Raw genomic sequence first — 23458 nt, 5'->3', positions numbered from 1 at the left:
CCGCCATGCGTCTGACCACCATGAGCGACTACTCGCTGCGCCTGCTGATCTATCTCGGCATGAACCGCGAGCGTCTGTGCACCACGGCCGAGATCGCCGCGGCCTATGACATCTCGGAAGCCCACCTGACCAAGATCACCCACCAGCTCGGCCTGGGCGGCTGGATCACCACGGTGCGCGGCAAGGGCGGCGGCATGCGCCTGGCGCTGGCGCCGCAGGAGATCGGTCTGGGCGCCCTGGTGCGAGCCGTGGAGCCCGACTTCGCCCTGGTCGAATGCCTGGGCGAAGGCAATCAATGCAAGCTGACCGGCTACTGCCGGCTGACCGGCATCCTGGCCGAGGCGCTGAACGATTTTCTGGCCCGGCTCGATGGCCACACGCTGGCCGATCTGCTGAGCCAGCCGGCGGACCCGGCCAGTGACTGGCAGCCGCTCGCCCGCTTGCCTGTGGCGCGGACTGCGCGCGGCGCCCGCGCCTGATCGCGTTCAGCGCGGCGCCAGGTGGGTGGCCAGGAACTGCTCGACCCGGCGCGCGAAATCCAGGCGGTTCTGCATCAGGCTGAAGCCATGGCCCTCGCCGGGGTAGACCACCCATTGCGGCTCGTTGCCGGCGGCGGTCAGCGCCTCGCGCATGCGCTTGCCATGGGCCAGCGGCACGCGCAGGTCGGCCTCGCCGAACGCCAGCAGCACCGGTGCCTTGATCCTGTCGGCCAGCAGCACCGGTGAGTTGGCGGCCAGCATGGCGGCGTCCGCCTTGGCGTCGCCGATCATTTCCGGAATCGAATAGCGACGGGCCAGGGCACCGGCATCGTCGCGTATCCACCAGGAGCCTTCGACCAGCAGCTTGAGGTCGGTCACCGCCACCCAGGCGATGCCGCAGCGGTAGAGATCGCCATGACGGGCCAGGCCCATCAGCGCGCTGTAGCCGCCATAGCTGGCGCCGGCAATGCAGGCGCGGTCGTCGGCGAGTTTTTGCTGGCGGGCCCAGAGCAGGGCGTCGGCCACGTCGTCCTGCATGGCCTGGCCCCATTGCTTCCAGCCGGCCTTGAAATGCGCCTCGCCGTAGCCGGTGCTGCCGCGGAACTCGGGCTCGATCACCAGGTAGCCGCGCGAGGCCAGGAACTGCGACATGGGGTCCCATTGCCAGCGCCCGTGGCGCACCCAGGGCCCGCCGTGAACCAGCACCACGGCCGGCGCCGCCTGGCCGGCTGGCAGGCCGGCCGGGCGGGTGATCCAGACCGGCAGATCGCGGCCATCGCGGGCCTTGATACGCTGGAACTCGCGCTGCGCCATGCGGGCCGGATCGACGCCGGGCATCAGCGTGCCCAGCGGCAGCCACGCCGGTTGACCCTCGGCAGCTTGGGGCCTGTAGACCCAGAGCCTGCCGGGATCCTGGTCGGAATAGGAGCGCACCAGCACCACCGCATCGGGCTGGTCGCAGCGCCGGCAGCTGAGGCGGTTGACCTTGCCCGGCAGCCGCTTGTCCACCGCGGCCTGGATGGCCTTGAGCGCCGGCTCGAACCAGACCGTGGTCTCGGCGTCATGCTCGACGCGAATGCCCAGCACCCGGCCTTGCTCGGCCACGACCTGGCCTTCGAAATCGAAACCTTCGACCCGCACCAGTGGTTCGGCGGGACGGTTGCGGGCGAAGTCGTAGAGGCCGAAGACCAGCAGGCCGCTGCTGTCGCGCGATTGAACAAAGAGCTGCCCCTGGTCGTCGACCCAACGCGGCGTGAAGGGCATGTCCAGCAGGTCGCCCTCGGCCAGCACGCGCCAGCCCTTGTCCTGCGGTCCGCGCCAGTGCAGCTTCTGCCGGCGTCCGTCCAGGGTGGTGGCCAGGCGCGGCTGGCCCCGGCTGTCGGTCAGCAGCTGGCGGGTGCCGCCCGGCAGTTCCAGATCGCCGCGCTGGCTGCGGCCGGTGCGGATGTTGAGCCACAGCGGGCTGAGGAAGGGCGACATGCCGCTGCCGCCATCGCGCAGCTTGGCGATCAGGACCTGCTCGCCGTCGGCGTCGGCGGCCGACTCGGGGGCCCACAGCAGCTGATGGTTCAGGTCCAGCACCCGGCGCCGAATCGAACCCTCTGAAACAATGGGCGTCTCGCGCTGCACCAGCTCGGTGATCTCGCCGTTGCCGGTATCGATGGCGAACAGGCCCGGCGCGCCCTCGGGGCTGCCGCTGCCGCGCGAATAGTCCACCGCACTGAACAGCAGCCGCTCGTCGTTGACCCAGTGGATGTTCCAGATGTCCACATCCTTGAACTGGGCCAGGCGGTTGGGCTTGCTGCCCTGGGCCAGGTCGATCAGGAAGAGACCCACGCGGACTCCGCTGCGGCGCGTGGTGATGGCCAGCATGCGGCCGGAGGGCGAGAGCTTGGCCTCGTACAGCTCCGGCCCGCGGAAGAACACCGAGGCGTTGGGCAAGGCGGCCCGACGGGCCGACGGCTCGGCGGCGGCCGGTGCCTGCTGCGCCTGCACCGGCAGGCCGGCCAGGCACAAGAGCGTCCACAGCAGGCGCACGATGGTCATTGTTTTCATGGGGCTCCCTCAGCGACCGCTCAGGTCGCGGGGCGGAGCATAGCGGCCTTCAAAGATCGCCGAGCCGGGCCGATGTACCGCTAGCCAATACCGCCTCGGGCCTATCGCGAATACAAGGGCGGCACCCGCGCCGCCAGCCGCCTCAGCTGCGCCAGATCGCGGAACAGGACCCGGTAGTGGTCCATCCTCACCAGCCCCTGGTCCTGCAGGCTCTTGAGCGTGCGGGACAAGGTCTCCGGCGTGATGCCCAGCTGAGAGGCGATCAGGCGCTTCTGCTGCCGCAGCACCAGCTCGGTCGCTGCACCGCCGGCTGCCTCGTGCTGCTCCAACAACCAGGCGGCCAGCCTGGCGGTGACGTCGCGAGTCAGCAGGGCCTGCTTGGCCAGGGTGGCCGCCGCCAGCTGGTCGGCAAGGGCGCGAACCAGGGCGTGCATCAGGCCCGGTTCGCCATCGCAGAGCGCCAGCACGGCTGAGGCCGGGAAGGCGCAGGCCAGGGCGGGCGTCTGGGCGACCACCGTCTCCAGCGCCACCGCCGGTTCGCGCCAGCTGCTTGCGACGTCGATCCAGTCGCCGTCCACCAGCTCACGCGACTGCCACCAGCGGTTGCGGGCATCGCGCTTGCCGGTGCAGGCCAGGCCGTCGAGCAGCAGCCATAGGTGCTCGACAGGCGCCTCGCCGGCCCGCAGCAGCGTCTCGCCGGCGCGCAGCGCGCGCGTCTGACCCAGCCTCTCCAAGGCACGCAGCGCCGAAGGGCTGACCAACTCGCCGGCCAGCGCCCGGCGCAGCGCCAGGCGCAGTGGCGAGGCCTCCGAGGGTCTGGCGCTGTCGTCGTCCGGCACCGTCGGCGCGGGCAGGCCGGCCGGTCGCCGGGCCGGGCTGACCAGGGGCTGGCTCTGGATCATGGGTCGTCTCCTCCGGCAGTGCTGCCTGTCCGTATGGACGCGTAGTCGATCACCTGAACGAACTGCATGGTTTTGATCTGCTGCAAGAAAGGCAGCGACGGGCCGTCGGCTAGTTCTTTCGGACTATGTCGTCGCGTGGCGGCCTAGTTCTTCTGCGCGGGGCGACCCAGCCGCCCGATGGATGCACGGCAAGGCGGGCGATTCCTACAGTGAGCTCAAGCCATTGAACAGGTCACCGCAAGGAGCGCTTCCTCATGTCCTCCGCCAAATCCGCCACCACCCCAGGGTCCGGCCGTGCGCTGTCGGTGCTGATCGTCAGCACCCTGGCCTTCACCGTCTGCTTCATGGTCTGGATGATGTTCGGCGTCATCGGCATCCCGATCAAGAAGCAGCTGGGCCTGAATGCCACCGAGTTCGGCCTGCTGACCGCCACGCCGGTGCTGACCGGCTCGCTGATCCGCGTACCGCTGGGCATCTGGACCGACCGCTACGGCGGCCGCCTGGTGTTCTTCGCGCTGATGCTGGCCTGCGTGATCCCTATCTGGCTGATGAGCTATGCCACGGCCTACTGGCAATTCCTGACCATCGGCCTGTTCGTGGGCCTGGCCGGCGGCTCGTTCTCGGTCGGCACGCCCTATGTGGCGCGCTGGTTTCCCAAGAGCCGCCAGGGCTTCGCCATGGGCGTGTTCGGCGCCGGCAACTCGGGCGCGGCGGTCAACAAGTTCGTCGCTCCGGCCCTGGTGGTGGCCTTCGGCTGGGTGATGGTGCCCCAGGTCTATGCGGCCATCCTGCTGGGCACGGCCATCCTGTTCTGGCTGTTCAGCGCGCATGACGAGAGCCATGTGGTGGCGAGCAAGGCCAGCTTTGGCGAGCAGCTGAAGGCCCTGAAGGACCCCAAGGTCCTGAAGTACTGCCAGTACTACTCCATCGTGTTCGGCGGCTATGTGGCGCTGTCGCTGTGGATGGTGCAGTACTACGTGGGTGAATACGGCCTCGACATCCGCGTCGCTGCCTTGCTGGCTGCCTGCTTCTCGCTGCCCGGCGGCGTGCTGCGCGCCATCGGCGGCTGGCTGTCGGACAAGTACGGTGCCCACAGCGTCACCTGGTGGGTGATGTGGGTGAGCTGGATCTGCCTGTTCCTGCTGTCCTATCCGCAGACCGATTTCACGGTCACCACGGTCAACGGCCCGCGGACTTTCCACATCGGCCTGAGCGTCTACGGCTTCACCGCACTGCTGGCGGTGCTGGGCGTGGCCTGGGCCTTCGGCAAGGCCAGCGTCTTCAAGTACATCAGCGACGACTACGGCCAGAACATAGGCGCGATCAGCGGCATCGTGGGCCTGGCCGGCGGCCTGGGCGGCTTCATCCTGCCCATCCTGTTCGGCCTGCTGATGGACCTCACCGGCGTGCGCTCCAGCGCCTTCATGCTGATGTACGGCGTGGTCTGGGTCTCGCTGATCTGGATGTACTGGACCGAGGTGCGCAAGACCGAGCTGATGGGCAAGAACGCCCCCGCATCGCCGATGTCGCGCAGCTTTGCTCGCTGACCCCGACGGCACACAAGGAAACACCATGAACACCACGACCACCCGCGTCGCCCCGGTTGTCGCCACCGACAGCGGTGCCGATATCCAGGACTGGCGTCCCGAAGACGAGAGCTACTGGAACTCGACCGGCAAGCGCATCGCCTACCGCAACCTCTGGATCTCGATTCCCGCCTTGCTCTGCGGCTTCGCGGTCTGGGGCATGTGGGGAATCATCACGGTGCAGATGCTGAACCTGGGCTTCCCGTTCACGCAGGCCGAGCTGTTCACGCTGACCGCCATCGCCGGCATTTCGGGCGCCACCATGCGCATCCCGGCCAGCTTCCTGATCCGCATGGCCGGCGGCCGCAACACCATCTTCCTGACCACGGCCATGCTGCTGGCGCCGGCGATCGGCACCGGCATCTGCCTGCAGCACAAGGACTGGCCGCTGTGGGCCTTCCAGCTGATGGCCCTGTGGTCCGGCGTGGGCGGCGGCAACTTCGCTTCGTCGATGTCCAACATCTCGACCTTCTTCCCCAAGCGCCTGCAGGGCACGGCCCTGGGCCTCAATGCCGGCCTGGGCAACTTCGGCGTGACCACGATGCAGATCGTGATCCCGCTGGTGATGACGGTCAGCCTGTTCGGCTGGCTCGGCTTCGGCGGCGAGCCCATGCTGCTGGTGAAGGACAGCGGCTGGATCTTCGGCAAGATCAAGGCCGGCACGCCGACCTGGATCCAGAACGCCGGCTTCGCCTGGGTGCTGTCCCTGGTGCCTCTGTCCATGCTCTGCTGGTTCGGCATGAACAACCTGAAGACGGTGACGCCGAACAGCGGCTCGCCGATCTCGGCGTTCCTGAAGATCACCTACCTGTACTCGCTGGCCTTCATCCCATCGATCGGGATGCTCTACCTCTACCTGCCCGCACCCACGGGCCTGGGCCTCCTGAACATGTGGGTGGCGATTCCGCTGGACATCGTCGCGGCCCTGGCCGTGATGCGGCTGGCGGCCTTCGGCGCCATGAAGGAGAACGTGGCCAAGCAGTTCGCGATCTTCTCCAACAAGCACACCTGGAGCCTGACCGCGCTCTACGTCGTGACCTTCGGCAGCTTCATCGGCTTCTCGATGGCCCTGCCGCTGGCGATCACGGTGATCTTCGGCTTCCAGCACATCCCCGACGCGGCCGGCGTGCTGCAGCACACGCTGAAGAACCCCAACGCGCCTTCGGCCCTGACCTATGCCTGGATCGGCCCCTTCGTCGGCGCCGCCGTGCGCCCGATCGGCGGCTGGATCTCCGACAAGGTGGGCGGCTCCATCGTCACCCAGGTGATCTCGGCCGTGATGGTCGTGGCATCGGCCGCCGTCGGCTATGTGCTGATGCAGGCCTATGGCTCGGCCACGCCGGAGCAGCACTTTCCGATGTTCATGGGCCTGATGGTGCTGCTGTTCGCCGCGAGCGGCGTCGGCAACGGCTCGACCTTCCGCAGCGTGGGCGTGATCTTCGACCGCCAGCAGGCCGGCCCGGTGCTGGGCTGGACCTCGGCCGTGGCGGCCTACGGCGCCTTCATCGCGCCGGTGCTGATCGGTCAGCAGATCAAGGCCGGCACGCCGCAGTACGCCTTCTACGGCTTCGCCGTGTTCTACGCCGTCTGCCTGTTGCTGAACTGGTGGTTCTACCTGCGCGGCGGCGCAGAGATCAAGAACCCCTGAATTGCCAAGTTTCCTGAGGACCCACCATGAGTCACTTTCTCGACCGTCTGAGCTACTTCGCGCAGCCCAAGCAAGACTTCGCCGACGGCCACGGCCGCACCACCGGCGAGGACCGGACCTGGGAAGACGCCTACCGCGACCGCTGGGCCCACGACAAGATCGTGCGCTCCACCCATGGCACGAACTGCACCGGCTCCTGCTCCTGGAAGATCTATGTCAAAGGCGGCATCGTCACCTGGGAAACCCAGCAGACCGACTACCCGCGCACCCGGCCCGACCTGCCCAACCACGAGCCTCGCGGCTGCGCCCGTGGTGCCAGCTACAGCTGGTACCTTTACAGCGCCAACCGGGTGAAGTACCCGATGGTGCGCGGCTCGCTGCTCAAGTCCTGGCGCGCCGCCCGCGCCGTGGCCCGGACGCCGGTCGACGCCTGGGCCAACATCGTCGAGAACACGGAAGCCCGGCGTGAATGGCAGAAGGACCGGGGCCTGGGCGGCTTCGTGCGCTCGAGCTGGGACGAGGTCAACGAGATCATCGCCTCGGCCAACATCTACACGGTCAAGAAGCATGGCCCCGACCGCGTGATCGGCTTCTCGCCGATCCCGGCCATGTCGATGATCTCCTATGCCGCCGGCAGCCGCTATCTCAGCCTGATGGGCGGCGTCTGCATGAGCTTCTACGACTGGTACTGCGACCTGCCGCCGGCCAGCCCGCAGATCTGGGGCGAGCAGACCGACGTGCCCGAGAGCGCCGATTGGTACAACTCGACCTTCATCATCGCCTGGGGTTCCAACGTGCCGCAGACGCGCACGCCGGATGCCCACTTCTTCACCGAGGTGCGCTACAAGGGCGCCAAGACGGTGGCGATCACGCCGGACTACGCCGAGATCTCCAAGCTGGCCGACCTCTGGCTGCACCCCAAGCAGGGCACCGACGCGGCCATCGCCATGGCCATGGGCCATGTGGTGCTGAAGGAGTTCTTCTTCGACAAGCGGTCCGCGTACTTCGACGACTACGCCCGCCGCTACACCGACCTGCCCATGCTGGTCCGCTTGAAGAAGCAGACGACGGCAGACGGCCGCGAGCTGCTGGTGCCCGACCACTACCTGCGCGCCAGCGACTTCGGCGGCAGGCTGGGCCAGGACAACAACCCCGAGTGGAAGACCCTGGCCTTCGACGAGCTGGGCAAGGTGGTGCTGCCGAATGGTTCGATCGGTTTCCGCTGGGGCCCCAACGGCCGCGCCGACGAAGGCAAGTGGAACCTCGAGAACAAGGAGGCTCGCAGCGACAGCGACGTGAAGCTGAAGCTCAGCGTGGTCGAGGACGGCGAACAGGCCCATGAGCTGGTCGAGGTCGGCTTCCCCTACTTCGGTGGCGTGGAGACGCCGCACTTCACCGCCAACAAGCAGCAGGACGTGATCCAGCGCCGCGTGCCGGCCGTGCGCCTGAAGCTCGGCAAGCATGAGGACGCCGAGGAGGTGCTGGTCGCCACCGTGTTCGACCTGCAGGTGGCGCAGTACGGCATCAACCGCGGCTTCGGCGACGACACGCCCGAAAGCTACGACGACGACAAGCCCTACACGCCGGCCTGGGCCGAGAGCATCACGGGGGTGAAACGAGAGCAGGTCGTTGCCGTGGCTCGTCAGTTCGCCGACAACGCCGACAAGACCCGCGGCAAGTCCATGGTGATCATCGGCGCGGCCATGAACCACTGGTACCACTGCGACATGAACTACCGCGGCATCATCAACCTGCTGATGATGTGCGGCTGCATAGGCCAGAGCGGCGGCGGCTGGGCGCATTACGTGGGCCAGGAAAAGCTGCGGCCACAGACCGGCTGGACCGCGCTCGCGTTCGCGCTGGACTGGATACGCCCGCCGCGCCAGCAGAACTCGACCAGCTTCTTCTATGCCCATACCGACCAGTGGCGCTACGAGAAGCTGGATGTGTCCGAGGTGCTCTCACCGCTGGCCGACAAGCAGAAGTTCGGCGGCAGCCTGATCGACTACAACGTGCGCGCCGAGCGCATGGGCTGGCTGCCCAGCGCGCCGCAGCTGCAGACCAACCCGATCAACCTGGTCAAGCAGGCCCAGGCGGCCGGCGTCGATGCCAAGGACTTCGCGGTGCAGGGCCTGAAGGACGGCTCGCTGCGCATGAGCTGCGAGGACCCCGACCATCCGAACAACTGGCCGCGCAACATGTTCGTGTGGCGCTCCAACATCCTGGGCTCCTCGGGCAAGGGCCATGAGTACTTCCTCAAACATCTGCTCGGAACGACCCACGGTGTTCAGGGCAAGGACCTGGGTCCCAACGATGCGAAACCGCAGGAAGTCGAGTGGCATGCCAAGGCGCCCGAAGGCAAGCTGGACCTGCTGGTCACGCTGGACTTCCGCATGAGCACGACCTGCCTGTATTCGGACATCGTTCTGCCCACGGCTACCTGGTACGAGAAGAACGACCTCAACACCAGCGACATGCACCCGTTCATCCACCCGCTCTCGACCGCGGTGGATCCGGCCTGGCAGGCCCGCAGCGACTGGGAGATCTACAAGGGCTTCGCCAAGAAGTTCAGCGAGCTCTGCGTCGGACACCTGGGTGTGGAGAAGGAACTGGTGCTGAGCCCGCTGATGCATGACAGCCCGGCCGAGCTGGCCCAGCCCTTCGATGTGAAGGAATGGAAGAAGGGCGAGTGCGAGCTGATTCCCGGCAAGACCGCACCGCAGATGGTGGTGGTGGAACGCGACTATCCCAACCTCTACAAGCGCTTCACGGCCCTCGGCCCCTTGATGAACAAGGTGGGCAATGGCGGCAAGGGCATAGGCTGGGACACCAAGACCGAGGTCGAGCAGCTCGGCGACCTGAACGGCCGGGTGCGCGAGGAGGGCGCCACCTTCGGCATGCCGAAGATCGAGACCGACATCGACGCCACCGAGGTCGTCCTGCAGCTGGCCCCCGAGACCAACGGCCATGTCGCCGTCAAGGCCTGGGAGGCGCTCAGCAAGCAGACCGGCCGCGAGCATGCCCACCTGGCCCTGCACCGCGAGGACGAGAAGATCCGCTTCCGCGACATCCAGGCGCAGCCGCGAAAGATCATCAGCTCGCCCACCTGGTCGGGCCTGGAAAGCGAGAAGGTCTCCTACAACGCCGGCTACACCAATGTCCATGAGCTGATCCCATGGCGCACGCTCACCGGGCGCCAGCAGTTCTACCAGGACCATCCCTGGATGCAGGCCTTCGGCGAGGGCTTCACCAGCTACCGCCCGCCGGTGGACCTGAAGACCATCGCCGAGGTGGAGCACCTCAAGCCCAACGGCCACAAGGCCGTGGCGCTGAACTTCATCACGCCGCACCAGAAGTGGGGCATCCACTCGACCTACAGCGACAACCTGATGATGCTGACGCTGAACCGCGGCGGCTCGGTCGTGTGGCTGTCGGAGCAGGACGCCAAGGACGCCGGCATCGTCGACAACGACTGGATCGAGCTCTACAACGCCAACGGCGCGATCGCGGCACGGGCGGTGGTCTCGCAGCGGGTGAAACCGGGCATGACCCTGATGTACCACTCGCAGGAAAAGATCATCAACACGCCGGGGTCGGAGATCACCGGCACGCGCGGCGGCATCCACAACTCGGTGACCCGCATCGTCACCAAGCCCACGCACATGATCGGCGGCTATGCGCAGCTGAGCTACGGCTTCAACTACTACGGAACCATAGGCACCAACCGCGACGAGTTCGTGCTGGTGCGCAAGATGGCCAAGGTCGACTGGCTCGACGAAGAAACTGCAGAGGTGACGGCATGAAGATCCGCGCGCAAATCGGCATGGTGCTGAACCTGGACAAGTGCATCGGCTGCCACACCTGTTCGGTCACCTGCAAGAACGTCTGGACCAACCGTCCCGGCATGGAATACGCCTGGTTCAACAACGTGGAGACCAAGCCCGGCATCGGCTATCCCAAGGAATGGGAGAACCAGGACAAGTGGCATGGCGGCTGGGTGAGGAAGGCCAGCGGCGAGATCGAGCCGCGCCAGGGTGGCAAGTGGAAGCTCTTGATGCGCATCTTCGCCAACCCGAACCTGCCGCAGATCGACGACTACTACGAGCCCTTCACCTTCGACTACGACCACCTGCAGTCGGCGCCCAAGAGCAAGGCAGCGCCCACGGCGCGCCCGCGCAGCCTGATCACCGGCCAGCGCATGGAGAAGATCGAATGGGGCCCGAACTGGGAGGAGATCCTCGGCGGCGAGTTCGTCAAGCGGGCCAAGGACAAGAACTTCGAGGATGTGCAGAAGGACATCTACGGCCAGTTCGAGAACACCTTCATGATGTATTTGCCGAGGCTCTGTGAGCACTGCCTGAACCCGGCCTGCGTCGCGTCCTGCCCCTCGGGCTCGATCTACAAGCGCGAGGAAGACGGCATCGTGCTGATCGACCAGGACAAGTGCCGTGGCTGGCGCATGTGCGTGTCGGGCTGCCCCTACAAGAAGATTTACTACAACTGGCAGAGCGGCAAGGCCGAGAAGTGCATCTTCTGCTACCCGCGCATCGAGGCCGGCCAGCCGACGGTCTGCTCCGAAACCTGCGTGGGCCGCATCCGCTACCTGGGCGTGCTGCTGTATGACGCGGACCGCATCGAGGAGGCCGCCAGCGTCAAGGAAGACAAGGACCTCTACCAGGCCCAGCTCGACATCTTCCTGGATCCACACGATCCGGCCGTGATCGAACAGGCCCGCCGCGACGGCATTCCCGAGGCGTGGCTGGAGTCGGCCCGCAAGAGCCCGGTCTACAAGATGGCGGTCGATTGGAAGGTGGCCCTGCCGCTGCACCCGGAGTACCGCACCCTGCCCATGGTCTGGTATGTGCCGCCGCTGTCGCCCATCAGCGCCGCTGCCCATGCCGGCCACATAGGCAGCAATGGCGAGATCCCGGACCTCAAGCAGCTGCGCATCCCGGTCCAGTACCTGGCCAACCTCCTGACCGCCGGCGATGTGATGCCGGTGGAGCGGGCGCTGGAGCGCATGCTCGCCATGCGCGCCTACCAGCGCGGCAAGCATGTGGACGGCGTCGAGAACCGCGCGGTGCTGGATCAGGTCGGCCTGATCAGGAGCGAGGTCGAGGACATGTACCAGACCATGGCCATCGCCAACTACGAGGACCGCTTCGTCATCCCGACCACGCACCGCGAGTACGCCGAGAACGCCTACGACCTGCGCGGCGGCTGCGGCTTCAGCTTCGGAAACGGCTGCTCCGAGGGCGAGACGAATGTCAGCCTGTTCGGCGGCGAGAAGCGCCGCACGATCCCGATCAAGACCACGGTGTGAGGAGACGGCGATGAGCAAGAAGACTTCTGCGATCTCCCTCAGCTGCCGCGCGCTGGCGCGCCTGCTGGACTATCCGTCGGACGAGCTGCTGACACAGCTGCCCCTGCTGCTGCAGGCGCTGCGCGACGAGGGCGCTCTCAGCAGCGAGCGCCTGGCCGAGCTGGAGGGCCTGGTGCTGCGCCTGGCCCGCGGCGAACGCTTTGCGGTGCAGGCCCAGTACGTGGAGACCTTCGACCGCGGCCGCGCCACCAGCCTGCATCTGTTCGAGCATGTGCACGGCGACTCGCGCGAGCGCGGCCCGGCCCTGGTGGACCTGGCCAAGACCTACGAAGCCGGTGGCATGTATTTCGATGCCAGCGAATTGCCCGACTACCTGCCTGTGGTGCTGGAGTTCTGCTCCACGCAGGAGCCGGCCACGGCCCGCGCCTTCCTGGCCGAGATGGCCCACATCCTGAACGCCATCCACACCGCCCTGATCAAGCGCGACAACAACCCCTATGCGGCCGCGATCGGTGCGGTGCTGGAGCTGGCCGGCGAGCGGCCGCAGGCCGTGCAGATCACCGTCGATGAGCCGCTGGACGAGGCCTGGGCCGAGCCGCCGGCCTTCGACGGCTGCTCCTCCAAGGGCCAGAGCCGGCCCGGCGCGCCCCAGCCCATCCACATCGTCAAGAAGACGAACCACACGGCCTCCCAAGGAGTGCGTCCATGAGCATCGACTACGCCCTGTTCGGGCTCTATCCCTACATCTGCCTGGCGGTCTTCCTGCTCGGCAGCCTGCTGCGCTTCGACCGCGACCAGTACAGCTGGAAGAGCGACTCCTCGCAGCTGCTGCGAGCGGGCAGCCTGCGCTGGGGCAGCAACCTGTTCCACATCGGCGTGCTGTTCTTGTTCTTCGGCCATACGGTCGGCATGCTGACGCCGCACTTCATGTACGAGCACTTCATCAGCGCCGGCAACAAGCAGCTGATGGCCATGGTCAGCGGCGGCATCGCCGGCCTGCTGGGCTTCATCGGCGTCAGCATCCTCCTGCACCGCCGCCTGAGCGACGAGCGCATCCGCCGCAACAGCAAGGCCAGCGACATCATCCTGCTGGTGCTGCTGTGGGTTCAGCTGGCGCTTGGCCTCGCGACCATCCCGCTGTCGGCCCAGCACCTGGACGGCGGCATGATGATGCTGCTGGCCGAATGGGCCCAGCGCATCGTCACCTTCCGCAGCGGTGCGGTCGAGCTGCTGGCTGGCGCGTCCTGGGTGTTCAAGCTGCACATGTTCCTCGGCATGACGGTGTTCCTGGTGTTCCCGTTCACCCGCCTCGTCCATGTGTGGAGCGGTTTCGGCACGCTTGCCTACCTGGTGCGTCCGTACCAGCTGGTGCGCAGCCGCAAGCTCTCGCTGCCGCCCGGCCATACGACGCCGCAGCGGCGCTGAACCTGGAATCAAGGAGAACCTCATGAGCGGATGTGGTGGAACCGGCAGCTGCACTTGCGGCGGTGGCAACAACAGCGCCAAGACAGCGACGCAAGAGCAGGATGTCTACAAGAGCGACAACATCGCTCCGGTGGCGCGGGTCAACGGCGTTCCTTTGCATGGCGCCGGCGAGTCGCCGGACCCGGAGTCGCTGCGCCAGCGTGCGTATTCGGAGCTGCTGCGCCAGGCGGCCCAGCAGGGCGGCCTGCTGTCGCTGAACGATGTGGCCTCGCTGGACGGCGTGCAGAGCGAAGCCGCCTCGGCGGCCATCGAGCGTCTGCTCGAGCGCGAGCTGCGCGTGCCCGATCCCGACGCGGCGGCCTGCCGCCGCTACTACGAGGCCCACCGTTCGCGCTACAGCGTGGGCGAGAGGGTGAATGCCCGCCACATCCTGTTCGCCGTGATGCCGGGCGTGGACATCGATGCCTTGCGCCGCCGGGCCGAGGGCCTCTTGATCGGCCTGCGCTGCGCCGACGAGGCGAGCTTTGCCGAGGCGGCGAGCGAGTCCAGCAACTGCCCCAGTGGCGGGCAGGGCGGCGAGCTTGGATGGCTGGAGCGCGGCGATTGCGCGCCCGAGTTCGCGGCCGCGCTGTTCGCGCAGGATGAGGGTAGTGCCCATGTCGGCGTGCTGCCGCGCCTGATCACGACGCGCTTCGGCTTCCACATCATCCGCGTCGAGGCGCGCGAGGCGGGTCAGCAGCAGGCCTATGAAGCGGTGGAGGGCGCCATCGCGCAGACCCTGCGCCAGCAGGCCTATGTGACCGCCCTGCGCCAGTACCTGAACCTGCTGGCCGGTGCGGCCGCGCTGCAGGGTGTGGAACTGGAGGGGGCCGAGTCTCCGCTGCTGCAGTAGGTGTCGCTCATGCCCGCCGACGAACTGCTGGATCGGCTGCGGAAGTTCAACACGGACTTCTTTCCGCAGTACCGATCCCGCTTCAAGGACCTGGTCGAGCAGGGCCAGCATCCGACCACGCTGTTCATAGGCTGTTCGGACTCACGCCTGGTGCCCTATCTGCTGACCGGGGCCGGGCCGGGTGAACTCTTCCTGGTCCGCAACGTTGCGGCGTTTGTGCCTCCTTACGATGGTTCGGCCGGTCATCACGGCACGGCCGCCGCCATCGAGTTCGCCGTGCTGTCGCTCGACGTGAAGCACATCATCGTCTGCGGCCACAGCCATTGCGGCGGCATTCGCGCGCTGTACGGCGAACCGCCGCCGGAGGCCACCAACCTCAAGGCCTGGCTCGAGCTGGGGCGCGAGGCCACCTTGCCGGTACAACCCACGCCCGAGGCCTTGCGCCGGACCGAGGAACGCTCGGTCGTGCTGCAGCTGGAACGGCTGATGGACTATCCGATGGTGCGCTCGCGGGTCGAGCAGGGCCGGCTCAGCCTGCATGGCTGGCATTACGTGATCGAGGACGGCGAGGTCAACGTCTTCGATGTGAAGCAGGGCCGCTTCGTGCCGGCCAGCCGGGCCGAGCACAGCGGCGACGGGCCCTACAGCCTGGACCCGGTCGATGCCGGCCAGCAGCCGATCTTCAACGAGATCGACGAGGCCTGGCGGCCGCAGCGCTGAGTCGGCGCACCGGCGGCCATCGGGATAATCGGCGGCCATGCTGAAGCCGCTTCTCGCCGCCGTCCTGCTCCTGTCCCTGATGTCGGGCGGCGCCTCGGCCCCGCCGCAGGCGGCCGGTGGTCTGGTAGGTCCCGAGGGCAGCCTGCCGGCCTTTCATGGGCAGTTGCGCAGCGAGATGAAGTTCAGCCTGGGGTGGACCGAGGCTGACAAGGCCCGGCCGCAGGCCTGGCAGGCGGCGGGCCTGGCCAAGGCGCGCGAGCTGATGATGCTGCCGGCTGAGGATGCGACCCCGTTCGAGCCGCGCGTTGTGGATGAGATCGATCGCGGCAGCTATGTGGCCCACCGCATCGAGCTGAGCGTCTCGAAGTACGCCCGGATCACGGCGCTGATGCTGGTGCCCAAGGGCGCCGGCCCGTTCCCGGCCGCGCTGATGCTGCACGACCATGGCGCCCGCTTCGACATCGGCAAGGAGAAGCTGGTGCGGCCCTGGGGCGATGCCGCACGAGAGCAGGCCGCGCAGGCCTGGGCCGATCGCTATTTCTCGGGCCGCTTTCCGGGCGATGAGCTGGCGCGACGCGGCCATCTGGTGCTGGTCGCCGATGCCCTCGGCTGGAGTGATCGCAGCGGCCCCGGCTTCGGGCGCGACCAGCAACAGGCGCTCGCCGCCAACCTCTTGAACTTTGGCCTCTCCTGGGCCGCCCTGATCGCGACCGAGGATCTGAGGCTGGCGCGCTTTCTGGCCACGCGGCCCGAGGTCGACCGCTCTCGCGTATCGGCCATCGGCTTCTCGATGGGCGCGCAGCGGGCCTGGCAGCTGGCGGCGCTGTCCGACGACGTGGGCTACTGCATCGCCGTCAACTGGATGGCGGGCTTGCAGGGCCTGATGGTCCCGGGCAACAACCAGCTCAAGGGCCAGTCGGCGTTTGCGATGCTGCACCCCGGCCTGGCCCGCTACCTGGACTATCCCGACGTGGCCGCGCTGGCGGCACCGAAGCCGGCCTTGTTCTATGCCGGCGAGCAGGACCTGCTGTTCCCGCCGGCCGCCGTGGCCGAGGCCTTTTCAAGGCTGCGTGAGGTCTGGGTGGCGAACAGCGCCGGGTACAGGCTGGAGACCCGCATGTGGCCGGGCGGTCACCAGTTCACGGCCCAGCAGCAGGAGGCGGCGTTCAACTGGCTGGAACGTCGCCAGATCAAGACCTACTGAGCGCGGGCGCCGGTCGCTGCCTGCAGTTCCGGCCTGAGCTTCAGCAGCTCCTTCAGGACGATGTCGGCAAACAGGGCCGCGCCCTTGGGCCCGACGTGGGTGCGGTCGAACAGGCTCTTGGGCTGGCCTTGCGGTTCGACCTGGTTGGGGTCTGTGGGGACCGGGGCGAGAGCGGCGGGCTTGGGCGCCAGGGCCAGGGTGTCGGCCTCGTCCTCGCCCATGGCTTGCACGGCGGCGGCGCTGAGTGCGTTCAGGTCCAGCACTTGGACGCCCTTGTCGGCGGCCACCTTGCGGATCGCGTCGGCCCAGGGCCCCAGATCGTTCTGCAATTGGCCGGCCTTGAACGAGCGGCGGGTCAGCGGCGTCAGCAGCACCGGCGTGCCGCCTGCAGCGCGCACCTCGTCGACATAGGCGGCGAGGTTGGGCGGGAACTCGGTGGCGAGGTCGGTCGAGCGACCGGGCTTGCCCGGCTGGTCGTTGTGGCCGAACTGGATCAGCACCAGGTCCTTCTGGCCGCCTTCGCGCAGCAGCGTGGTCACGCTGTTCCACAGACCCTCGGCGCGGTAGCTCTTGCTGCTGCGGCCACCGCGGGCCAGGTTCAGGCAGGCCAGCAGCGGCAGGCGCTCGCAGAGCGCGTTGCCATAGCCGCTGCGCGGCGCCATCGTCGAGTCGCCTACGAGGATGAGGCGCAGGCCCAGGGTCTGGGCTGGCGCCGCAGCGCAGGCGGCGGCCATGGCGAGCGGGAGCAGCAGTCGTTTCATCATCGTCAGGATCCCAATGAAAAAAGGCCCTGACCTTTCGATCAGGGCCCTTGGCGGAACGAATTAGAACTTGTACCGCGCACCCACCATGTACTCGCGGCCGGTCACGTTGTTGACCACCACGCTGTTGCGGGCCCGGCTGATGAACTGGTCGTTGGCCTGGTTGGTCAGGTTCACGCCTTCCAGCGTCAGCTCCAGCTGCTTGTTGACCTTGTACGACAGGGTCATGTCCACGTTCTTGGTGCCGTTCTTGCCTTCCACGTCGTTGTTGTTCTGGCCCGGCACGCGGGTCAGGTAGGTCGAGCGGTTGGAGTACGAGACCCGGGCGGTGAAGGTGCCGTCGTCGTAGTACAGCGAAGCGTTCCAGGCGCGAGGCGACATGTTGACCAGGTCGTCCAGGATGGGCACGGTGCTGGTGGCCGAGGTGAAGTACGCGATCTTGGAGGTCACGTAGGTGTAGTTCAGCAGGGCACCGAAGTTCTTGGCAAAGCCCGGCAGGAAGGTGAACGGCTGCTGGTAGTTCAGCTCGATGCCCTTGAGCTTGCCCCCCGGGGTGTTGAAGCTGGAGCTCAGCGCGAACTGCTCGTCACCGGTGAAGTTCGCCGGCAGCAGGCTCTTGGGCAGGCCGGTGTCGTTGAACTTGACCGTCTGCACGCTGGTCTGGATGTAGGAATCGATGTCCTTGTAGAAAGCGCCGATGCCGAACAGCGCGTTCTTGGCGAAGTACCACTCGATGCCCAGGTCCACGTTGGTGGAGCGGAACGGCAACAGGTTGGGGTTGCCGGTGGTGATGCTCAGGTTGCCCGTGGTGCTGATCGTGCCGCCCGGGTTCATCAGCTGCAGCGGCGGGCGGGTCATGGCCTTGGCCGCTCCGAAGCGCAGGTTCAGCTCGCGGTTCAGCTCGGCGGTCAGGTTCAGCGAGGGCAGCATGTCCTCGTACTGGTTGCTGACGGTGACCGGAGTGCCGCCGCCGGTGGCCAGGTAGCCGGTGGCGATCACTTCGGTGCGGACCAGGCGGGCACCGATGTTGCCGCGCATGGGCACGTCGCCCATGCGGGTGCGGAAGTCGGCCTGCAGGAAGGCGCCGCGGTCGTACTCGACGATGGCGCGGTTGTTGCCGCGGGCATTGCCGTTGGTGATCGAGGCCAGCGTGAAGTCGCCCGGGCCGCCAGCCGCGCCGCTCTTCAGGCAGTTGCAGTAGATGTCGTACAGCGAGGCGATGGCATTCAGGTCAGGGATGGCCCACGAGGTGATCGTGCCGGCCGGCAGGCTCTGGCCCTTGCCGAAGCCGCTGACCATGGTGGTCAGGCTGGACAGGGCCGTGCCGGCGGGGGGCGCGTACATGGTCTCGACGGCGCGGCGCGACTCGTAGGACTCGAAGCTGTACTTCTTGAAGCTGGTGCCGCCCTTGATGGTCAGCTTGTCCGGGACCACTTCCCAGGCCAGGTTCAGGTTGAGCACATCGTTGCGGTTGTTCGTGCCCTGCGGACGGATGCGGATCTCGCTGGCCGTGCCGTTGGTCAGCGCCGTGGCGCCGCCGGTGGGCACGCCCAGGATGCCGAACGAGCTGCCGCCAGTGGTGGCCGGGTCGAACGGATAGGTGATCGAGGGCAGGCGGTCGCTGTTGCGGAAATCGATCGTGTAGCCGTTGACGTTGGCCACGTCCAGCGTGGTCGTGGTCTGGATCGGGTTCTTGAACTTGGAGTCAGCGCGGCCGGCGATGCCGGTGAACTTCAGGCTGTCGCTGATGTCATGCTCCAGCGTCAGGGTCGGCTGGGTGTAGACCGTCGAGAGCTTGTCGAAGCGCGACTCGGCGCGCACGTCCACGCCGTTGTACTTGCCGTACAGCAGGCGGCCGGCGGCGTCGTACTGGGTCTCGACCACGCTGGTCTGCGGCTTGCCGCCCTGGGCCAGCGTGCGGCTGAACGAGATCGCTTCCAGGAAGTCTTCCTGGCGCGTCGCCTTCAGCTTGGAGTACAGCATGTCGAAGGTGACCAGGGTGTTCTCGGACGGACGCACCTGGATCGAGCCGGTGATGCCCATGCGGTCCTGCTCATGGGTCAGGCGACCATAGCGGGGCAGGCGCGGATGGAAGTTGGCGGCATTGCTGGCCAGCAGGTAGGCGGCCTGGTTGTCCGTCGTGTTGGGCAGGCGGTTCACGCCCTGGGCGGCCGGACCGCAGGTGGTGGCCGTGGAACCGGCGGGCAGGGTGGTTCCCGGGGCGATGGTGGCGCCCTGCGGCGGGCACCAACCGCCCGACGACACGCCGTTGTCCCAGCGCACGGTGCTGAAGCCTTCTTCCAGCAGGCTGCGCTTGGAGAACGCACCCGACAGCAGCCAGCCGACCTTGCGGTCCCACAGCGTGTCGGAGATCAGGAAGGCCGCGCGCGGCGTGGTCTTGCCCGACAGGTCGTTGTAGCTGCCCTTGAGCGAACCGGCGAGCGTGAAGCCCTTGAGGTCGAACGGACGGGTGGTCTGCAGGTCGACCACGGCGCCCAGCGAACCTTCGTCCACCTCGGCGGCCGAGCTCTTGCGCAGGGTCACGCTGTTGAACAGCTCGGACGCGAAGACGTTGAAGTCCATGGTCCGGGTCTTGTTGCTGCCGCCGGAGCTGTCGGTGCCGCCGGTGGAGGTCTGGCCCTCGATGCCGTTGATGCGGGTGCGGGTGAAGTCGCCACCCAGGCCGCGCACGGTGATCTGGCGGCCTTCGCCGGCGTCGCGGTCGATCACCACGCCGGGGATGCGCTGCAGCGATTCGGCCAGGTTGGTGTCGGGGAACTTGCCGATGTCCTCGGCCTTGATCACGTCAACGATGCCGGTCTCGTCGCGCTTCTTGCGCAAAGCGCTTTCCAGCGCGCCGCGCAGGCCGGTGACGACCACGGTCTCGAGCTGCTGCGACTTGGCCTCGGGGCTGGAGGCGGCAGCGGCGGGCGGCGTGGGCGCCGTCTGGGCGGCGGCCATCAGCGAGGTGGAGCCCAGCAGGCACGCGGCCAGCTTGTTCAGGCGGGGCTGGGCCCGGAAGGATCTTTGCATTCTCAGTCTCCTGTTGTGTCTTTGTGCATGCGCCGCCCTGGGGGCTGTGGCGCGATGCGGCTTACCAGGTCCGTGGTCCCGGGTCGTGCGCCCGGGTTGCGGCTGCAGTGAGTGAATGAATCAGGACGCTCGCAGGGCGCCACGCAAGTCAAGGCGCCGGCGGCTGCAGTGCCGGCCGGCGCTTCTGAATCAGAGGTAGTCCTCGCGGCGCGGCGAGAACTGGTCTAGCAGGGTGCTGTCCTGTTCCAGGGCGATCACGCCGTGCATGGTCAGGCGCGGGGCGACGAAGGCGTCGCCCGCGCGAATGGTCTTCTTGACGCCGCCGATCTCGCATTCGAACGAGCCGCTGATGCAGAAGGCGATCTGGTCATGCGCGTCATGCGCATGCGGCGTGCCAATGGCGCCCTTGTCGAACTGCACCAGCACCGACATCAGCTCGGGCGTGTGGCCCACGATCTTGCGGCGTATGCCGTCGCCCAGGTCGGTCCAGGGCGTGGCGGTGTTGTCGAAGTAATGGCTCATGCCGGGTCTCCGTACTTCTCTCAGCCCCTTGAGCGCATGCAAAAAGGGCTTGGTGGAACATTGATTCGTGACTACTATAGCGCCAACAAACGGATTTGAAACAACGGTTCACTAAGTTGAAACCATAATTCCGGGAAAAGCTGGGGCGGCGTTAGGCTAGCGGCAATTCGGGCCCTTTTCCGCCAAGTCCCGGCCCAGGAATCAAGGGTTATCCCGCAATTTGGATGCCGCCACGAGCTCCTCCGGAGCCGGCCGGTTCCAGGTTTTCAAGGGCAGGGCCGCAGGGCCCGCCGACATCGTGCTGAACGGAGCTTTGAAGTGATACTCGACAACTTCCATCTGCAGGGCCGCGTGGCCATCGTCACCGGCTGCAATACCGGTCTCGGCCAGGGCATGGCCCGGGCGCTGGCCCAGGCCGGCGCCGACATCGTCGGCGTCAACGTGTCCGAACCGGACGAGACCCGCCAGCAGGTCGAGGCCCTGGGCCGCCGCTTCCTGGACCTGCGCGCCAACCTGTCGGACATCAGCTGCCTTGAAGGCCTGGTTGAGCAGGCCAAGGCCTTCGGCGGCCGGGTCGACATCCTGGTCAACAACGCCGGCATCATCCGCCGCGAGGATGCGATCAAGTTCAGCGAGAAGGACTGGGACGACGTCATCGACCTGAACCTGAAGACGGTGTTCTTCTTCTCGCAGGCCGTGGCCCGCTGCTTTCTGGCCCAGGGCTCGGGCGGCAAGATCATCAACGTGGCCTCGATGCTGTCGTACCAGGGCGGCATCCGTGTGCCCTCGTACACGGCCAGCAAGAGCGGCGTGATGGGCATCACCCGGCTGATGGCCAATGAATGGGCCCAGCATGGCATCAATGTGAACGCCATCGCCCCGGGATACATGGCGACCAACAACACGGCCGCGCTGCGGGCCGACGAAGGCCGCAACGCCGCCATCCTCGAGCGCATCCCGGCCGGCCGCTGGGGCACGCCCGATGACCTGGGCGGCCCGGTCGTGTTCCTGGCGTCCAAGGCCTCGGACTATGTCAACGGCTACACCATCGCCGTAGACGGTGGCTGGCTGGCCCGCTGATTGATCCTTTGATTCCTGCATGGACGAACCAGGGCGAAAGAGAACCCCGGTCGTCCACTCGCCGCGGAGACACGGTGCATGTATGAGAACAAGCGGCTTGGCTTCCTGTTCGTCCTGCCTTTCGTGCTGGGCGTGCTGTTGTTCAAGCTCTTCCCCTTCGTGGCCAGCCTGGCGCTGAGCTTCACGCAGTACGACCTGATCGATCCGCCCCAGTTCATCGGGCTGGACAACTACAAGGAACTGGTCGCCAGCGACCCGCTGTTCCGCAAGTCGCTGGGCGTGACGCTGACCTTCGCGATCCTGGCCGTGCCCTTCCGCGTCGGCTTCGCGCTGTTCATCGCCCATGTGCTGAACTTCAAGCTGCGCGGCATCAACTTCTTCCGCTCGGCCTTCTACCTGCCCTCCATTCTGGGCGGGTCGATTGCGGTGGCCGTGCTGTGGCGCTTCATCTTCTCCAAGAACGGCCTGGTCAACCTGATCCTGACCCAGCTGGGCCTGGATCCCATCCCCTGGCTGGCCGACGAGCATTTCTCGCTCTGGACCATCGTGCTGCTGTTCACCTGGCAGTTCGGCTCGGCCATGGTGATCTTCCTGGCGGCGCTGCAGAACGTCTCGGTCTCGCTCTATGAGGCGGCCGAATGCGACGGCGCCAGCAAGTGGCAGCAGTTCTGGAAGATCACCGTGCCTCTGATCACGCCGGTGATCTTCTTCAACATGATCATGCAGATGGTCCAGGCCTTCCAGGAATTCAACGGCCCCTACCTGATCACCGAAGGCGGCCCCTTGAGCTCCACCTATGTGCTGGCTCTCTATATCTACGACCAGAGCTTCCGCTTCTTCAACCTGGGCTATGGCGCGGCCCTGAGCTGGGTGTTGTTCGCCCTGGTGGCAGGCCTGGCCGGCATCTCGTTCTGGAGCAGCAAGTACTGGGTGTTCTATTCGGGCGAGAAGGGGAACAAGTGATGAGCGAACCCCTCACCCTCGGCCGCGACCAGGGCAACAAATGGCTGCGCTACCTCGCGCTGGGCCTGGTGGCGCTGGTGATGCTGTATCCGCTGATCTGGCTGGTCGGCGCTTCATTCAAGAGCAACACCGAGATCTTCACCGAGGTCGGTTTCTGGCCCAGCAGGTTTGACTTCGGCGCCTTTGCCAAGGGCTGGAAGACCAGCACCGAATACACCTTCGCCACCTACTTCCTGAACAGCTTCCTGATCACCATCCCGCGCATCATCGTCACGGTGATCTCCTGCGTGCTGGTGGCCTATGCCTTCGCCCGCTTCGAGTTCTGGGGCAAGAAGCTGATGTTCTCCATCATGGTCGGCACCATGATGCTGCCGCTGATCGTGCTGCGCCTGCCGCAGTACCTGATGTTCCGCGAGCTGGGCTGGCTGGACTCCTACCTGCCCCTGGTCGTGCCCTCGGCCTTCGCCACCGACACCTTCTTCGTCTTCATGCTGGTGCAGTTCCTGCGCGGCATTCCGCGCGACATGGAAGAGGCGGCCCAGATCGACGGCTGCAACTCGGTGCAGCTGCTGTGGCACATCATCGTGCCCATGCTCAAGCCGGCCATCATCTCGGTGATCGTCTTCCAGTTCATCTGGACCATGAACGACTTCATGGGCCCCTTGATCTACCTGGCCTCGGTCGAGAAATACCCGGTGTCGCTGGCTCTGAAGATGAGCATAGGCGCCACCGAGGAAGTGGAATGGGCCAATGTGATCGCGATCTCGGTCGTGGCCCTGATCCCCTCGGTCGCCGTGTTCTTCGCGGCCCAGAAGCACTTCATCGAAGGCGCCACGTCCAGCGGCGTCAAGGGTTGAGAAAAGAT

At 66.6% G+C, this 23458-nt stretch carries 18 protein-coding genes; 13 read left to right on the top strand and 5 right to left on the bottom strand.

Going from position 1 to position 23458, the window contains the following annotated elements:
• The first annotated feature begins 5 nt into the window (after positions 1-5).
• Positions 6-479 carry an RrF2 family transcriptional regulator gene (locus tag QT382_RS14630; RefSeq protein ID WP_289254841.1) on the top strand — a complete coding sequence of 158 codons (474 nt, stop codon included), beginning with the start codon at positions 6-8 and terminating at the stop codon, positions 477-479.
• A gap of 6 nt (positions 480-485) precedes the next feature.
• Here QT382_RS14630 and QT382_RS14625 read toward each other — a convergent pair whose 3' ends face one another.
• Positions 486-2534, bottom strand: coding sequence for an alpha/beta hydrolase family protein (locus QT382_RS14625; RefSeq protein ID WP_289254840.1), 2049 nt, complete (start codon positions 2532-2534; stop codon positions 486-488).
• 101 nt (positions 2535-2635) lie between these two features.
• Positions 2636-3436: a Crp/Fnr family transcriptional regulator gene (locus tag QT382_RS14620; RefSeq protein ID WP_289254839.1), complete on the bottom strand. Its 801-nt coding sequence runs from the start codon at positions 3434-3436 to the stop codon at positions 2636-2638.
• A 254-nt stretch (positions 3437-3690) separates the two neighbouring features.
• Between QT382_RS14620 and QT382_RS14615 the strand changes: the two genes are divergently transcribed.
• From QT382_RS14615 to QT382_RS14575, 9 genes are read left to right on the top strand one after another with little or no spacing between them, the layout of a single operon-like run.
• Positions 3691-4983 carry an MFS transporter gene (locus QT382_RS14615; RefSeq protein ID WP_289254838.1) on the top strand — a complete coding sequence of 431 codons (1293 nt, stop codon included), beginning with the start codon at positions 3691-3693 and terminating at the stop codon, positions 4981-4983.
• Between the two features lie 25 nt (positions 4984-5008).
• Positions 5009-6670, top strand: a complete 1662-nt coding sequence (locus QT382_RS14610) for an MFS transporter (protein ID WP_289254837.1) — start codon at positions 5009-5011, stop codon at positions 6668-6670.
• Positions 6671-6696: 26 nt separating this feature from the next.
• The gene (locus QT382_RS14605) at positions 6697-10473 is read left to right on the top strand and encodes a nitrate reductase subunit alpha (RefSeq protein ID WP_289254836.1); all 3777 of its coding nucleotides are present in this window, start codon (positions 6697-6699) and stop codon (positions 10471-10473) included.
• A complete protein-coding gene (gene narH / locus QT382_RS14600; RefSeq protein WP_289254835.1) occupies positions 10470-11993 on the top strand; it encodes a nitrate reductase subunit beta in 1524 nt (507 codons plus the stop codon). Before QT382_RS14605 ends, narH begins: the two co-directional genes overlap by 4 nt.
• Before the next feature lie 10 nt (positions 11994-12003).
• Positions 12004-12702 (top strand): nitrate reductase molybdenum cofactor assembly chaperone, encoded by a 699-nt coding sequence (gene narJ / locus QT382_RS14595; protein WP_289254834.1) that lies wholly within the window; start codon positions 12004-12006, stop codon positions 12700-12702.
• Positions 12699-13418 (top strand): respiratory nitrate reductase subunit gamma, encoded by a 720-nt coding sequence (narI, locus tag QT382_RS14590; RefSeq protein WP_289254833.1) that lies wholly within the window; start codon positions 12699-12701, stop codon positions 13416-13418. The genes narJ and narI overlap by 4 nt, the downstream gene beginning before the upstream one ends.
• A gap of 22 nt (positions 13419-13440) precedes the next feature.
• On the top strand, positions 13441-14310 hold the full coding sequence (locus QT382_RS14585; RefSeq protein ID WP_289254832.1) for a peptidylprolyl isomerase: 870 nt from the start codon (positions 13441-13443) through the stop codon (positions 14308-14310).
• A gap of 9 nt (positions 14311-14319) precedes the next feature.
• Entirely contained in the window at positions 14320-15030 is a 711-nt protein-coding gene (locus QT382_RS14580; protein ID WP_289254831.1) for a carbonic anhydrase, read from the top strand.
• A 37-nt stretch (positions 15031-15067) separates the two neighbouring features.
• Positions 15068-16234 (top strand): dienelactone hydrolase family protein, encoded by a 1167-nt coding sequence (locus QT382_RS14575; protein ID WP_289254830.1) that lies wholly within the window; start codon positions 15068-15070, stop codon positions 16232-16234.
• Here QT382_RS14575 and QT382_RS14570 read toward each other — a convergent pair.
• From QT382_RS14570 to QT382_RS14560, 3 genes are all read right to left on the bottom strand, one after another.
• Positions 16228-16998 carry a rhamnogalacturonan acetylesterase gene (locus QT382_RS14570; protein ID WP_289254829.1) on the bottom strand — a complete coding sequence of 257 codons (771 nt, stop codon included), beginning with the start codon at positions 16996-16998 and terminating at the stop codon, positions 16228-16230. The two genes, QT382_RS14575 and QT382_RS14570, sit on opposite strands and share 7 nt — an antisense overlap.
• Before the next feature lie 60 nt (positions 16999-17058).
• Positions 17059-20028 carry a TonB-dependent receptor gene (locus tag QT382_RS14565; protein ID WP_289254828.1) on the bottom strand — a complete coding sequence of 990 codons (2970 nt, stop codon included), beginning with the start codon at positions 20026-20028 and terminating at the stop codon, positions 17059-17061.
• A 189-nt stretch (positions 20029-20217) separates the two neighbouring features.
• Positions 20218-20550, bottom strand: coding sequence for a cupin domain-containing protein (locus tag QT382_RS14560; protein ID WP_289254827.1), 333 nt, complete (start codon positions 20548-20550; stop codon positions 20218-20220).
• A gap of 318 nt (positions 20551-20868) precedes the next feature.
• Here QT382_RS14560 and kduD point away from each other — a divergent pair, with 318 nt between their 5' ends.
• The 3 genes from kduD (at position 20869) to QT382_RS14545 (ending at position 23450) form a co-directional block, all read left to right on the top strand.
• Positions 20869-21630 carry a 2-dehydro-3-deoxy-D-gluconate 5-dehydrogenase KduD gene (gene kduD, locus QT382_RS14555; protein WP_289254826.1) on the top strand — a complete coding sequence of 254 codons (762 nt, stop codon included), beginning with the start codon at positions 20869-20871 and terminating at the stop codon, positions 21628-21630.
• A 78-nt stretch (positions 21631-21708) separates the two neighbouring features.
• Positions 21709-22593: a carbohydrate ABC transporter permease gene (locus QT382_RS14550; RefSeq protein ID WP_289254825.1), complete on the top strand. Its 885-nt coding sequence runs from the start codon at positions 21709-21711 to the stop codon at positions 22591-22593.
• Positions 22593-23450 (top strand): carbohydrate ABC transporter permease, encoded by an 858-nt coding sequence (locus tag QT382_RS14545; RefSeq protein ID WP_289254824.1) that lies wholly within the window; start codon positions 22593-22595, stop codon positions 23448-23450. The genes QT382_RS14550 and QT382_RS14545 overlap by 1 nt, the downstream gene beginning before the upstream one ends.
• Positions 23451-23458: the final 8 nt, after the last annotated feature.

Origin of the sequence: Pelomonas sp. SE-A7, assembly GCF_030345705.1 — a bacterium.
Lineage (GTDB): Bacteria > Pseudomonadota > Gammaproteobacteria > Burkholderiales > Burkholderiaceae_C > JAUASW01.
Note: the sequence above shows the minus strand (reverse complement) of the source record. Positions and strands in the feature narration are given on the sequence as shown.